The organism is Argonema galeatum A003/A1, from assembly GCF_023333595.1.
Taxonomy (GTDB): Bacteria; Cyanobacteriota; Cyanobacteriia; order Cyanobacteriales; family Aerosakkonemataceae; genus Argonema; species Argonema galeatum.
In genome coordinates, this window is record NZ_JAIQZM010000048.1 from 24756 (window position 1) to 37858 (window position 13103).

At 44.7% G+C, this 13103-nt stretch carries 15 protein-coding genes; 13 read left to right on the forward strand and 2 right to left on the reverse strand.

Annotation, left to right across the window (positions count from 1 at the left end; all coding sequences use genetic code 11):
- Positions 1 to 282 precede the first annotated feature (282 nt).
- The 8 genes from cysH to LAY41_RS29150 all read left to right on the forward strand — a co-directional run bounded on the left by cysH (position 283) and on the right by LAY41_RS29150 (position 7930).
- Positions 283 to 1014 carry a phosphoadenosine phosphosulfate reductase gene (gene cysH, locus LAY41_RS29115; protein WP_249105702.1) on the forward strand — a complete coding sequence of 244 codons (732 nt, stop codon included), beginning with the start codon at positions 283 to 285 and terminating at the stop codon, positions 1012 to 1014.
- 151 nt (positions 1015 to 1165) lie between these two features.
- A complete protein-coding gene (gene sbcD / locus LAY41_RS29120; protein ID WP_249105704.1) occupies positions 1166 to 2470 on the forward strand; it encodes an exonuclease subunit SbcD in 1305 nt (434 codons plus the stop codon).
- 50 nt (positions 2471 to 2520) lie between these two features.
- A complete protein-coding gene (locus LAY41_RS29125) occupies positions 2521 to 3357 on the forward strand; it encodes a hypothetical protein (protein ID WP_249105706.1) in 837 nt (278 codons plus the stop codon).
- A gap of 4 nt (positions 3358 to 3361) precedes the next feature.
- Positions 3362 to 3946: a hypothetical protein gene (locus tag LAY41_RS29130; protein WP_249105709.1), complete on the forward strand. Its 585-nt coding sequence runs from the start codon at positions 3362 to 3364 to the stop codon at positions 3944 to 3946.
- Positions 3947 to 4012: 66 nt separating this feature from the next.
- Positions 4013 to 4465, forward strand: coding sequence for a hypothetical protein (locus LAY41_RS29135; protein ID WP_249105711.1), 453 nt, complete (start codon positions 4013 to 4015; stop codon positions 4463 to 4465).
- A 283-nt stretch (positions 4466 to 4748) separates the two neighbouring features.
- Positions 4749 to 5189: a hypothetical protein gene (locus tag LAY41_RS29140; protein WP_249105712.1), complete on the forward strand. Its 441-nt coding sequence runs from the start codon at positions 4749 to 4751 to the stop codon at positions 5187 to 5189.
- Between the two features lie 101 nt (positions 5190 to 5290).
- Complete coding sequence (locus tag LAY41_RS29145) at positions 5291 to 5716, forward strand: hypothetical protein (RefSeq protein ID WP_249105715.1); 426 nt, start codon at positions 5291 to 5293, stop codon at positions 5714 to 5716.
- Positions 5717 to 7930 (forward strand): single-stranded-DNA-specific exonuclease RecJ, encoded by a 2214-nt coding sequence (locus LAY41_RS29150; protein ID WP_249105716.1) that lies wholly within the window; start codon positions 5717 to 5719, stop codon positions 7928 to 7930. It abuts the gene before it with no gap.
- A gap of 39 nt (positions 7931 to 7969) precedes the next feature.
- On the opposite strand, the gene psb30 is transcribed toward LAY41_RS29150, so the two are convergent.
- Positions 7970 to 8110 (reverse strand): photosystem II reaction center protein Ycf12/Psb30, encoded by a 141-nt coding sequence (gene psb30, locus LAY41_RS29155; protein ID WP_249105718.1) that lies wholly within the window; start codon positions 8108 to 8110, stop codon positions 7970 to 7972.
- 185 nt (positions 8111 to 8295) lie between these two features.
- On the opposite strand from psb30, the gene LAY41_RS29160 reads away from it, so the two are divergent.
- The 4 genes from LAY41_RS29160 (at position 8296) to LAY41_RS29175 (ending at position 11199) form a co-directional block, all read left to right on the forward strand.
- Positions 8296 to 8649 (forward strand): YkgJ family cysteine cluster protein, encoded by a 354-nt coding sequence (locus LAY41_RS29160; protein WP_249105720.1) that lies wholly within the window; start codon positions 8296 to 8298, stop codon positions 8647 to 8649.
- 158 nt (positions 8650 to 8807) lie between these two features.
- On the forward strand, positions 8808 to 10295 hold the full coding sequence (locus LAY41_RS32680; RefSeq protein ID WP_249105722.1) for a serine hydrolase: 1488 nt from the start codon (positions 8808 to 8810) through the stop codon (positions 10293 to 10295).
- Between the two features lie 149 nt (positions 10296 to 10444).
- Positions 10445 to 10885: a TMEM165/GDT1 family protein gene (locus LAY41_RS29170; RefSeq protein ID WP_249105724.1), complete on the forward strand. Its 441-nt coding sequence runs from the start codon at positions 10445 to 10447 to the stop codon at positions 10883 to 10885.
- A 23-nt stretch (positions 10886 to 10908) separates the two neighbouring features.
- Positions 10909 to 11199, forward strand: a complete 291-nt coding sequence (locus LAY41_RS29175; protein ID WP_249105726.1) for a TMEM165/GDT1 family protein — start codon at positions 10909 to 10911, stop codon at positions 11197 to 11199.
- A 150-nt stretch (positions 11200 to 11349) separates the two neighbouring features.
- Here the strand turns inward: LAY41_RS29175 and LAY41_RS29180 are convergent, their stop codons facing one another.
- The gene (locus tag LAY41_RS29180) at positions 11350 to 11853 is read right to left on the reverse strand and encodes a DUF4149 domain-containing protein (RefSeq protein ID WP_249105728.1); all 504 of its coding nucleotides are present in this window, start codon (positions 11851 to 11853) and stop codon (positions 11350 to 11352) included.
- A gap of 188 nt (positions 11854 to 12041) precedes the next feature.
- On the opposite strand from LAY41_RS29180, the gene LAY41_RS29185 reads away from it, so the two are divergent.
- Complete coding sequence (locus LAY41_RS29185) at positions 12042 to 12599, forward strand: DUF2808 domain-containing protein (RefSeq protein WP_249105730.1); 558 nt, start codon at positions 12042 to 12044, stop codon at positions 12597 to 12599.
- Positions 12600 to 13103: the final 504 nt, after the last annotated feature.

Below are 13103 nucleotides of genomic sequence, written 5' to 3' on the forward strand. Positions count from 1 at the left end.
AATGGAAAATTTAACCCCAAAACCCGGTTTCTCAGATTGACGCAACTTCCATATCATAAATTCACCAAAAAGTCAATCCAAAATTTCGGATAATTTTTTTTGCGAAAATTATGAAAATATCTATTACAAATCATTGAGAATATGATAAACTCCTTTACAAAGCAGAGTATTAATACTCAGCCAAACAGCAAAAAAATAAACCCCAATACCCAATCGGGTTATGTGCATTTAGGGTAGAATCGATTTAAGAAAACCTTAAGGAAAGTGAAGTCGAAAGGTAGCATGGTCTATTATCTAGAAACTCCGGTACAAATTGACAATCTTGACTTGGATGAACTCAACCAACGCTTTGAAGGAGCGCATCCCAGGGAGATTTTGGCTTGGTGTGTAGCGAATATCCCTACCAAATTCGTGCAAACCAGTGCTTTTAACGTGGATGACTTAGTAATCACGGATATTCTCTACCGCTCACTCAAGCCTAAAAAGCCTGTACCCGTGATGTTTCTGGACACGCTGCACCATTTTCCCCAAACAAGAGAGCTAGTAGAAAAAGCGATTAAACTCTACAATCTCGATCTCAGAACTTATAAGGTTCCCGACGTTGACACCCGCGAAGCCTTTGCAGGTGCCTACGGTGATGCGCTTTGGGATAGAGACATTCAAAAATTCCACTATGTGACCAAAATCGAACCCCTACAACGAGGTTTGGCAGAATTAGAAGCTGTGGCGTGGATAACTGGTCGTCGCCGCGACCAAGCTGTAACTCGCGCCAATATGCCCATATTTGAACATGATATCAAGCACCGGATCAAGGTAAATCCGATCGCTGCTTGGACGCGCAAGGAAAGCTGGGCCTATGCGGCTGAGCATAAAATGATCTACAATCCTCTGCACGACCAAGGTTATCCCAGCATCGGAGATGAACCGATTACCACAAAAGTTGCCCCTGGTGAAGACGAACGCGCCGGACGCTGGCGGGGAACTGGTAAAACTGAGTGTGGAATTCACATTTAATTTGGTCATTGGTCATTGGTCAGTGGTCAGTGGTCAGTGGTCAGTGGTGATTTGACAATTGACAACTGACAATTGACAACTGACAATTGACAACTGACAATTGACAACTGACAATTGACAACTGACAATTGACAACTGACCACTGACTAAAATGATTAAAATCCTTCATCTATCCGATATCCACATGGGAAGTGGGTTTTCCCACGGACGGATTAATCCAGAAACAGGTTTTAATACACGACTGGAAGATTTTGTCAATACCCTATCGCGATGTATTGACCGAGCCATTGAAGAACCCGTAGATTTAGTTTTATTTGGTGGCGATGCTTTTCCCGACGCGACGCCACCGCCGTATGTGAAGCAAGCTTTTGCCAGCCAGTTTCGCCGCTTGGTCGATGCTGAGATACCCACCGTGTTGTTGGTGGGAAACCACGACCAGCATTCTCAAGGCCAGGGAGGAGCGAGTCTAGGTATCTATCGTACACTGGGAGTGCCTGGGTTTCTAGTTGGCGATCGCATCGAAACCCATCGCATCGAAACCCGTAATGGGCCTGTCCAAATCGTTACTCTTCCCTGGCTGACCCGTTCTGGACTGCTGACTCGTCCCGAAACCGAAGGACTTTGTTTAGCTGAAGTAAACGACTTGTTGACTAAGCGCTTGGAACCAGCATTAGAAGGTGAAATTCGCCGCTTAGATCCCCAAATCCCCACCGTACTGCTGGCTCACTTAATGGCCGATCGCGCTACATTAGGAGCAGAACGCTACCTCGCAGTCGGCAAAGGATTTACCATTCCCCTATCTTTACTGACCCGCCCCTGCTATGATTATGTAGCCTTGGGTCACGTCCACAAACACCAAAACCTCAACCCGTCCAACGACCCTCCAGTTATCTACCCAGGCAGCATTGAGCGCGTAGATTTCAGCGAAGAAAAAGAAGACAAAGGCTACGTGCTGATTAATCTGGAAAAAGGCAATTCCCAGTGGGAATTTTGTCCGCTTCCAGTGAGGTCATTTTGTACTCTAGAAGTAGATGTCTCTAAATCAGATGACCCGCAAGCTGCCATACTCAAAGCTATTGCCAAAAAGAATATTGAAGAAGCCGTAGTGCGACTAATTTACAAACTGCGTTCCGAACAACTCGATCGAATCGATACAGCATCTCTGCATCAAGCTTTAAGTATAGCCCACACCTACACTATTCAACCAGAATTAGTCAGTCAATTAGCTCGTCCTCGCGTACCCGAACTTGGTTCTAGTGCCAACACCGACCCCTTGGAAGCATTGAAAACTTACTTGGATAATAGGGATGACCTCAAAGATATTGCCACTGCCATGATGGAAGTGGCGCAAAGTTTGCTGGATGGAGATAAAGAAGCGTGGTTAGAGGCGTCTGGAGTTAAAGAAGAGAGTCAGATGCCAATGGCTAATGCAGATGGTCAGCTGCGTTTACTTTAAAGGAAAAAACTTTATATCTTGCACCAAATCCGGTGCATAGAATGATAGTGTTGGATTATGAAAAACCGAGCAAAAACTCAATCTCTCCCAACAAGGGAGAGGATAATGAAAAACTTTGGTTTGCTGGAAGGGGGTTGAAAATGTACAGTTTAAAGATTCGCTACACAGCCAGTGTTTTTGTAGATGCTGAAAGTATCATTCCCAATGCTAGGAATATTACCGGATTAATGAATGCTCTTGGCGATGAGGTACTTCTACCAAAGACCGTAGAGGAACAGTCTCCAGCAGGGGTATTGCCACGAATTTCATTTAACACGGCAGATGGAGAGTGGCAGTTCCTCCTGCTCAGTAAGCAATTTACTCTCATCCATTCTGCTACAGTTCCAGATGGCTCAAATCTGGGAGACTTTTCCACATTTTGCCGAAATGCCATCCCTAAATTAACCACGGCACTTAATTATTTCCAGCGAAAAGCGCATAGGCTAGCAGCAAGTCAAGAGGGATTTCTTTCAGAAATGACTCAAACAGAAATGGAAAATATTGCATTCCGTCTTATGAAATTTCCTTCCATTTATTCAAAACAATTTCCTTTTGAATGGAACTGGCGTTCAGCGGCCTTAATTGAAAGGGAATTTGGTGGAATTCAAGAAATAACGAATATGATTACAACAGTAAGTAAACTGTTAGGCTATTTGACTGAAACGCGAACTGAAGGTATTGCTCAATCACTATTCGACCGAATTATGGTTAATTTCGAGATAAATACATCTGCTAATAACGTTATCGCTAGATTTGATGATTTACATTTAGCTGGCTTTTTTGAACAATCTGGTTTATGGCATAATGAACTGAGTTCTGAAATATTTGAATTTATTTTAAAAGGGTAATATTATGAATGAAAACTTGTCATTCAAAAGAGTTGATAGCGAGACTTCGGCAGCTGGTAAATACGAGTATTTAGTTCCCCAATTAGAGGGAATGTCTAAAAATATATCGCCTGATATTAGTGCTGCAAGTGTTGCTGCTAAATCATTGCAGCGAGTATTTAAGGAAGGTTATGCACGAGAGGAATTCCGCCGCAATTTACTGCGATTACTTGAGCTTGAACCAATTGAGGATGGATATATACATCCAGCAGAACGGATTCTAGAAGATGCCTGGAAAAAATACCGATTAGTATTTCCTGATTGGATTCAATCTGTTTATATTCAAAGCTTTAATCGTTCTACAATTTCTGCGGGTATATTGCGATGTGTTGGGCGCTTACCTCGCGAACTCGTCCACCCTTGGGGTCTGGTGATGGCAATTGGTGGGCTGTCACATTTTGATATAGAAGTTAGAGAAGCTGCTGTTCGAGCGTTAGAATTGTGGGGAGGACGAGAGTCATTGTATGTTCTTAAAACCCGTGTCGAGGTTGAAACAGTACCTTGGCTAGTAGATTATATCAAACAGGTCATAGAAGATATATCAGAATAGACGAGGACTGTTTTGGAATACGTTGCCCGTAAAATTAGCAGGGCTAAGTGGGAACTTAAGTCCTATATGGAATCAGACGACATTGGTGCTGATGCAGTTACCGGATGTCTTCGTACTTCTAACAATACCCTTTCAGTATGGCAGTGCAGTCTAGAGGAAACAGATGTGGCAGAAGTAGTACTAGCCCTCGCAACTCCGATGGAGAGAATCGATAAAATCGATGTTGTTTTAATACATAAAAATGATTTAGATGAGGATGGCTGTATTCTTGAAGCTACGTTAGGAAACACACCTGTTGATGACCTACGTGCTAGACATATGGATATAATCAACATTAATCTGACAAAGCTTTGTTCTCTGGCCAGACGAATTGCCACTAAAGTTAGACAAAATTCTAACTGTTACTTGTTCACGAAGAGTAAGGTGCAAGATATTATTGTCAATGCTGTTAAAAACAATAGGTTTGATGTCGATAGTCTTAATGAAAAGGTAAGAATTGAAATACAGAAAAAACTGTAGATACTATTATGTTTATAAAACTTTACTTTTATGTGTAAAATAAGTTAAACAGGACTAAAGCCAACTGTCACACTTAAATCAACTTGTAGGGTGCGTCAGACGAAGTTATACATCGATATAATAAGGGTTTGTGCAACTGACGCACCCTACTAATTGTGTCAGTTGCGTAAGTCCTCTCAAAATTAACTTTTTGCAGAATTCTCAGTAATCCGCCAACCCTGCCTTGCACTGAATATGATAGTTACGCATATATTCGTCAGACTACTGGATTTGATTTGCAGTTATGGTTACAAGAAAGAAGAAATTGCTATTCCCTGCCGTCCTAGTGGCAGTTTCCCTATTCCTGGGTTACACAGAACGTCTTAACCCGACGCTGGCTGGAACTTGCGCTTCTAAGTGTCCGCCGCCGCCACTTGGGTTTGTACCGGGACAACTGGTAAATGTAGAGGTTGTCAACCGCACAGCCAGCATTGTGCTTTTGGAGAAGGTGCAGGGTACTGACGCATTTCCTTTGCGACCGGGACAGGAGGTGAGATTTCAGAGGTGGACTGGGACGGAACCCAATATGTCGGTGGTGTTTTGGGATGCGACTGCACTGCCGCTGCTGACGAGGGTTTCCAAACCTAACGACGATACGCTGCGGATTGAGTTGCGTCCGGGTGGGCGTCCTCCTGGCGATCGCACTATCTACATTCTCAATGACGGTCGTGTTACCATCTTTTAAGAAAATCTGAATTTTTTGTCTGAATGATCGGATAAACTGTAATTTCGATATAGTATTACGTTTTAGGATTAAATCTAAAACAAATTTTGGCAGTGTCTTATATGCCTAAACTTTCACGTTCTCTATTGCTAGCAACGACGCTTCTCCTCGCGCCGGTTGTAATATTTAGTACAGCACTGGCAGGCCCAAAATTTCTTAAGACTGGGAAGGCACTACAGCCAGAAAAACCCCTTATTTTAGAGGTAAGAAATCGCACATCCAAGGCGATTCAAGTAGAAATACCCTCCTACACCGACCAAATTACCATGCAGCCCAGAGAAAAGCGGAAATTAAAGTTCAAGCTTAGAAATGGGGAACACGGTCTTTCGGTTCTATATTGGACAAATCAGCAGGAAACAGCATTGCGAGGTAAAATTGTCAAACCAAATGCACAAACTGTGTGCTTAGACCTGTATCCGAGTCGTTACTATGATGATGACCGTGCGATTTATGATACGGAAATTCCTGGAAATGTATTGATTTTTTAAATGCAAAATAGGCGATTACCAAACCAGCGATGGGAAATTTATCCAGAATTGGCAGAAAAAGCCGAACAGGTGGCGAGTGAAACTCATTTGTCACCTTTGTTGGCGCAGGTGCTGCTTAACCGAGGCATTGAGACTGCCCAAGAGGTACAAGCGTTTTTAGATCCGGAGTCGCAATTTTTACCATCGCCGCTAGAGGAATTTCCAGACTTGGCAAGGAGTTTGGAGTTGTTGGAAAAAGCGATCGCAAATCAAGATAAAATTGCGATCTGCGGCGACTATGATGCTGATGGAATGACCAGCACGGCTTTGTTGTTGCGTAGTCTTCGCTGGTTAGGTGCCTCAGTCGATCACGCCATTCCCAGCCGCATGAGCGAAGGCTACGGTATTAATAAACGAATTGTAGAAGAATTCCACGCAGAAGATGTCAAGCTGATTTTAACAGTAGACAACGGTATTTCTGCTTATGACCCGATCGATCGCGCTCGGCAGTTGGGTGTTAAAGTCATCGTTACCGATCACCACGACATCCCGCCACAGCTACCACCAGCTGACGCCATTCTCAATCCCAAACTGATTCCCGAATCCTCACCTTATCGCAGTCTGGCTGGAGTGGGGGTTGCCTATATTTTGGCTGTTTCTCTAGCTCAACAGTTGGGTAAAGCGAAAGGATTGGTGAAACCGCTGCTGGAGTTATTTACACTGGGAACGATCGCAGATTTGGCACCCCTGACTGGCGTTAACCGACGCTGGGTAAAACGCGGCTTGCAATTGCTACCCGAATCTCAGCTAGCAGGAGTACAAGCATTAATCCAAATGGCAGGTGTAGATCTGGGAAGCGATAGCACTTCAGCGATCGCCAATTCCCAATACCTTAATTCAAAATCTAACATCCAAAATCAAAAATCTTTGAAGCCGGAAGATATTGGCTTTCGACTTGGGCCTCGGATTAATGCTGTAGGGCGAATTGCCGACCCTCAAATTATCATCGATTTGCTCACTACAGATGATATGGGATTGGCGTTGGAACGAGCGATGCAATGCGAACAAATTAACAAGCATCGCCAGCAACTGTGTGAAGAAATTGAACAAGAAGCAATTGCCTGGTGCGAACAAAGTGGGATAAACTTACAGCAAGACCGTGTTTTAGTTGTTGTTCAACCTAACTGGCACCACGGCGTGATTGGAATTGTTGCTTCTCGCCTACTGGAACGGTACGGTGTGCCGGTGTTTATCGGTACTTATGAGGATGAGGAACACATTCGCGGTTCAGCACGGGGAATTCCAGAATTCAATGTTTTTGAAGGGTTACAGTTCTGTGCTGATTTGCTGGGTAAGTTTGGCGGACACAAGGCGGCGGGGGGATTTTCGCTGCCTGCTAAGAATTTATCAGAATTGCGATCGCGTCTTAGCACTTTCGCTCGTGAGTGTCTTGAACCACAACACCTCAAACCGCTGCTGAAAATTGATGTCAAAGCCGACTTTAATCAGATCGATGACAACTTATACAAGCAAATCGATGCTCTACATCCGTGTGGTATCGAAAATATAGCACCCGTGTTCTGGACACCCAACGTCAGAGTGATCGAACAGCAAATCGTCGGCAAAGGTCACATTAAACTTACTTTAAGTCACGATATTACAGCAGAGGAGCAGGGGAGCAGAGGAGCAGAGGGAGAATCAAATTCTTTAACTCAACCCTCAAAATTTAACACTCAAAACTCTGTACGGGCTGTTTTAGCAGTGAATCTGGCGTCGAAACAGAACAATCCTCAACAAAACCCGCCCCTACAAATCAAAACTCTCAAAGCGATCGCATGGCGATGGCGCGATTACTTTCCCTTGCCATTGCGAGTCGATGTAGCCTATCGGCTGCGAGAAAATAACTTTAATGGCAACAAAACAGTTGAGATGGAACTCCTGGGAATCCGAGACGCGGTAACAACGAATAGCCAATCGGCTGCGGCTCCCTTGAAAGCCGAATTTTACCATAACCAGCGCCGCTACACCTGTGGCTTCTTTCTCAAAGATTCTTTGCAAGAATTAAGAATTCGCAATCCAGAAGGAAAAGTTTTGGCGATCGAACCTGGGCAACAAAGTGGTCTATTGGGAAAAAACCGACAAGAAGCGAGTGAGATTGATATCTCACAACCGCCTTATTCTAACCTGGTTCAGGCAGCGCTCCTGGCTTTGGATACCGCCAAAAAAAGACTTTAAGGGGATGACGCCCTTGCGCTCCCCTTGTCGCCCTTGATTCTACAGGTCGCCGCCGCGACTTGCCAGCACTAGGATTACTGCCGGGCCTGCAACAACGATCAATCCCAGCATGGTTAGCTGTGCTATCACTTCCCAGTTGAGACTGGTAATAGGATCTAAAATCCCAGATATAAAATCCATTTTTCCTCCCAAACTAACCCAACACGGAGCTAGAAAATCCGCCCTCTATATTACCTGGCGATCGGCATCCTTTTTTAATTAAGTTAACAAAAGTATAAAAAAATATAAATAAAAGTGAAGCCAGCCCGTCTGCTGAAAAATCGCTAAGCTCAAAAGGCTAGAGAATTTTAGGGCGGGGTTGAACAATGGCAACGTGGCGTTGTGTAAAGCAGTGTGGAGCGTGCTGTCATCTAGATCCGGCTGAGCGTCCCGACTTGCACGAGTATTTGTCCCCAGACGAATTGGAGCTGTATCTGAGCATGGTGGGAGAAGGGGGATGGTGCGTTAATTTCGATCGCTCGACCCGCGAATGCCGAATTTATCCAAACCGTCCTCGCTTTTGTCGGGTGGAGTCAGAGGTGTTCCAGGATATGTACGGCATTGAGCCGGAAGAGTTAAACGATTTTGCGATCGACTGTTGCCTTCAGCAGATAGAGGGGGTTTATGGCGATCGTAGCCTGGAAATGCTCCGCTTTAACCGAGAAGTCGGGGAATTTTAGATTTTAGATTAAATTTGAAATCTGAAATCTAAAATCTCCCCTTTTCCCCCTCTGCCCCATGCCCAATTAGCAAAAGGCAAATTTGAACAGTTTTTTTCCAAAATAGCCCGCAGTCTAAGATAATACAGACCAAGCTATTTCAGGAAAAAGGTGTAGGAGTGAGACAGCGACAACCGAGCCAATCGAAGAATTCTTACGAAAGGATTGCTGAGCTTGAGGCAAAACTCAGTCGCGCAAATCGATTTATTAAGCGGTTGCAGCAGAACAATACTGAACTGCAAAAACAGTTTGCCCTGTTACAGACGCGCCAAAGCCAGCAGCCTAGACTTTTGGTAAGAGATTTTCCTCTTGTACCAGAAGAAGAACCAACCCGCCGGAGAAGACGACGCCGAGCAGTCTCCTCTCCCCAAGAGGGGACCGATCGCACCAAAAGGCTAATTCCCCAACGTCGCAGCAAGGCTTTAGTATATAAGCTGCGATTGGCTGGCGTAATCCTAACACTGGTAGCGATACCTTTCCTGATAGGATTAATAGCGGTGCGATTGCTATATCGCCCGATCGTACCCGCACAGCAGCCATCTCCAGAACCCTCTGCCAAGGTTCTACAACTACCCGACTCGCCTTTAGTGCCGCCAGAAGTTCCATCCTCTGCTGGGGCAGCAAGGCTAGCAAGTTTATCTGTCCAGAGGCCAGAAAATTTAGAAATAGTATACAACGTAAGTACGCCTCCAGACCTAAAGCCAAGTCAGGATTTGCAGGGCATTGTTGATGAACTTGTGAAGATGGCTGCTGAGAAAAATCTGCCCACAAATGATTTATCAATCACCCTGATTAACGTCAACACAGGTGAAATTGCGGGATATCAACAACAGGAATTGAGGTATCCTGCCAGTGTAATCAAAATGTTTTGGATGGTGTATCTATACGCACTGTCAGAAGGAGGTATCTTTCCAGATGAAACAGCCTTCTCCCCAGATCTCTATAAAATGATTCAACAGTCTTCTAATGATGCCGCCAGCCGTATTATTGACGTAATTAGTGACGCGAAATCAGGGCCTTCATTAAAAAATGAAGAGTATGAATATTGGTTGAAAAAGCGTCAGCATCTCAATGATTTCTTCCAAAAAGCTGGGTATGAAGGCATCATTCTCAACCAAAAAACTTACCCTATTGGCTACTTGAAAATGTCAAAACCCCAGGGTAGAGAGTTGCAAATGTGGAAAGATCCAGAAGACCCTATGCAGAATAAAATTAGCAGCGATCAGGGTGCCAGACTGATGTATGAGATTGTGACTGGCAAGTCTGTTTCGCCGGAATCTAGCCGAAAAATGATTCATTGGCTGGCTAGGGATTTACATCCAACTGCTTGGGATGTGGATTCGGCCAGTATTGGCGGATTTAACCCGGTCAAGGGTTTTCTTGGTGAATCTTTGCCACCAGATAGTATTGACTTTGCCTCCAAAGCTGGCTGGACTTCTACTTCGCGACACGAGGTAGCTTTTGTGAAAACTAAAGATGGTCAAACTGCTTACATTTTGACTGTGTTGGGGAGCGATCGGGCCTGGGCTAACAATTGGGGTATCTTTCCCCAGATGTCTCGCACTGTTTTTGAGAGCCTGACTGCGCCTAAAGCATCGGTCAAGTAATCCGGTGAAACCCGGTTTCTTACAGTCGTGACGCCCCTACACCTCCAGTAGGGTAGGTGTAGGCTTCCCAATTATTTGACTGTTTCAGGCACACTTGCGTATAAAATGAGAAAAATATGAAAAAATAGAGTTAGTTAGCTAAAGTGCCTGTGAAACTATCCTCTGTCCCTCCAAGCTTATCTGCTGTTGAGTCAGTTAGTCTAAGCCTTAGCACGCTGCAACCTGTAATTGAGCCAAAGCAGAAAGACTCGACCGACGGCGAAACAGCCGTCAACACGAAACAGATCCAGCAAGTCAAAAAACTACGTCAGGGAGCATTAGCCGTCTTCGGCTCCACTTTTTTGACCATCTTCTTATCGGAAATGGGAGACAAAACTCAGGTAGCAACTTTGCTAATGAGTGCCGAATCCCAGTCTCCCTGGCTTGTTTTTGCTGGGGCGTCTTCAGCACTTGTGGCGACAAGCTTGTTGGGATGTCTGCTGGGTCGGTGGTTAGCCAATCGGGTATCTCCTCAAATGCTCAAAACCGCAGCTGGTGTCAGTTTGCTATTCATCGCCGTCCAACTGCTGTGGGAAATAACCCATTACTAGACTTCTAAAATCTCAATATAGATATGTTCGACTGGCATTTGGTGGGATTAAGTTTTATTACCGTGTTTTTGTCGGAGTTAGGAGACAAAAGCCAATTAGCTGCGATCGCTCTCAGTGGCAGTTCCAAATTTCCCCGTGTGGTGTTTTTGGGAAGTGCAGGGGCGCTACTACTGACTAGCTTCTTGGGCGTATTGGCGGGGGAAGGCGCATCTGTGTTGTTGCCTGTACGTTTGGTGAAGGCGATCGCTGCGATCGGATTTGCCCTGATGGCAGTGCGTTTGCTGTGGCCTGAAGGCGATTTACCTGAAGATTAGGGACTGGCTAAGGCAAAAAATCAAAAGTCAAAAGAAATGTTCCTTCTTTTGACTTTTCACTTTTGACCGAAAACTAAAGAGGTCTAAAGCCCCCGAACGACCGTCTGGGGGTCAATCCAAAATCCAAAATCCAAAATGGATTGACTTTTTCTAGCTTCTATTCGCTCTATAGCACAGGCTGAGAATTGTACCACCAGCCACTAGCTTAAGAACTTCAAGAGCCCAATAGCCTTCGTGAAGCAGATTCATCGTCCCAGGCACCTCGGCAACTGGCTCGAAAAAATTGAGATTTAGTCCCAACGCGCTCATTTCTGGACTCAAGAAATATGTACAAAGCAGAGCGATCGTTACAAGTATGGAAGATAAGATAATTGCGTTGCGGCTTTGGTTGCCAGCAGTAAAGTGAGTGCGATCGAGAACTAAAGCTCCAGTTAATACCAACGCAGCACACAACAACTCAATGCGGTTAAAAACCCAGAAAATCATATAGCCAGCTGTGGCAAATCCAGCTTGAGTCATCATGCCCGAAGCATACATACCGGGCATAATTACCAAATCCATCATCAGGCTGGCGCTCAACCAAAAGGCCAAAGTAAAGATGACTACTGTTGGCCATACGGGGCGTTTTACTTCAAGACTAGAAAAAGCAGACATATAATTTCCTTGCTTTAAGCATTACCTTTAGCTTAACCAATATTCTTTGCAACAAATATGAAATATTTTTAAGCACTATACTGTCAGACATCTTAAAAAAAATTAATATAATAATTGTTAAAAACTTAATTAAGTTAAAAGAAAACTGATAAGTAATTTTGCTTACAGATTAATTTTGGTACAGGACGATGCGTATATCAACTTGGTTAGCAGCAACAGTAGCAATATCAACAGGACTTTTGTCAGGCGCTGAAGTGGCGTCGGCTGTTCGGCTGGCGGATGGCACAGTTTACTTTGCTCAACCTCCCAGCCTCGTATCTGCAACAACCACCTTCAACGACGTTTATATGTGGGGCTCGACTTACTATTTTACTCTCAACGTACCACCAAATGCTGGAGAACCGCTGGAACGGGTTGCGATCGCTCAGCAGGAGGGCATAGACGACATCGAATTCGAGCTAGAAGATAGCCGCGCTTTTGAAGGAACGCGCCGGGATAAAGGTCAAAGGATAGCACTCGAAGCAATGGAAGGGGATAATAAGCGATCGCTCTCATTTACATTTGACCCGCCTGTGCCACCCGGCAAAACGGTAACAATAGCGCTTAATCCTGTCCGCAATCCCAGGTACGCCGGTGTCTATTTATTTGGAGTCACCGCTTTTCCTGCCGGTGAGAAGACACACGGTCAGTTTCTCGGCTTCGGACGCCTGCACTTTTACGAAAATCGAAACTTTGGTTGGCATTAAGGTATTGGGCAGATTTTGGATTTTGGATGAGAGGATTTCGGATTGTTGAACTTAAGCAATATTTCTTGTTTCGCCCCCCCAGCCCCCCAAATCTGGGGGGAGTAAGGAGGAGGGCCACCCAGATTTGGGGGTTATATCATGTCCTTACGCGTCGATTGCAAGAGAAAAATCGCTTTCTTATCTGCGTTTATCTGCGTTTATCTGCGTTTATCTGTCTTCATCTGCGGTAAAAATTTAACGCCCGATGACAACAGAGAATTTCCCGTATCACTCTTACACTAACGATGCAACCGGACACGATATTAGGGGGGCTAGTGCGTAAGTCCAGCGTATGATAACCCTTACTTATACCTCCCATCAGAAACACTATGACAACAACACCTTTACAAACCTAAATAAAGTGGCTAATAATAGAGACATCATCCGAACCTCGAAAAATACATAGCAATCATAAACACATGACCACCACCATTCAACAGCGCTCCAGCGCTAACGTCTGGGAAC

Coding starts and splice junctions, on each gene's coding strand:
- cysH (WP_249105702.1), top strand. CDS start 283: ATGGTCTATTATCTAGAAACTCCGGTACAAATTGACAATCTTGACTTG.
- sbcD (WP_249105704.1), top strand. CDS start 1,166: ATGATTAAAATCCTTCATCTATCCGATATCCACATGGGAAGTGGGTTT.
- LAY41_RS29130 (WP_249105709.1), top strand. CDS start 3,362: ATGAATGAAAACTTGTCATTCAAAAGAGTTGATAGCGAGACTTCGGCA.
- LAY41_RS29135 (WP_249105711.1), top strand. CDS start 4,013: ATGGAATCAGACGACATTGGTGCTGATGCAGTTACCGGATGTCTTCGT.
- LAY41_RS29140 (WP_249105712.1), top strand. CDS start 4,749: ATGGTTACAAGAAAGAAGAAATTGCTATTCCCTGCCGTCCTAGTGGCA.
- LAY41_RS29145 (WP_249105715.1), top strand. CDS start 5,291: ATGCCTAAACTTTCACGTTCTCTATTGCTAGCAACGACGCTTCTCCTC.
- LAY41_RS29150 (WP_249105716.1), top strand. CDS start 5,717: ATGCAAAATAGGCGATTACCAAACCAGCGATGGGAAATTTATCCAGAA.
- psb30 (WP_249105718.1), bottom strand. CDS start 8,110: ATGGATTTTATATCTGGGATTTTAGATCCTATTACCAGTCTCAACTGG.
- LAY41_RS29160 (WP_249105720.1), top strand. CDS start 8,296: ATGGCAACGTGGCGTTGTGTAAAGCAGTGTGGAGCGTGCTGTCATCTA.
- LAY41_RS29175 (WP_249105726.1), top strand. CDS start 10,909: ATGTTCGACTGGCATTTGGTGGGATTAAGTTTTATTACCGTGTTTTTG.
- LAY41_RS29180 (WP_249105728.1), bottom strand. CDS start 11,853: ATGTCTGCTTTTTCTAGTCTTGAAGTAAAACGCCCCGTATGGCCAACA.
- LAY41_RS29185 (WP_249105730.1), top strand. CDS start 12,042: ATGCGTATATCAACTTGGTTAGCAGCAACAGTAGCAATATCAACAGGA.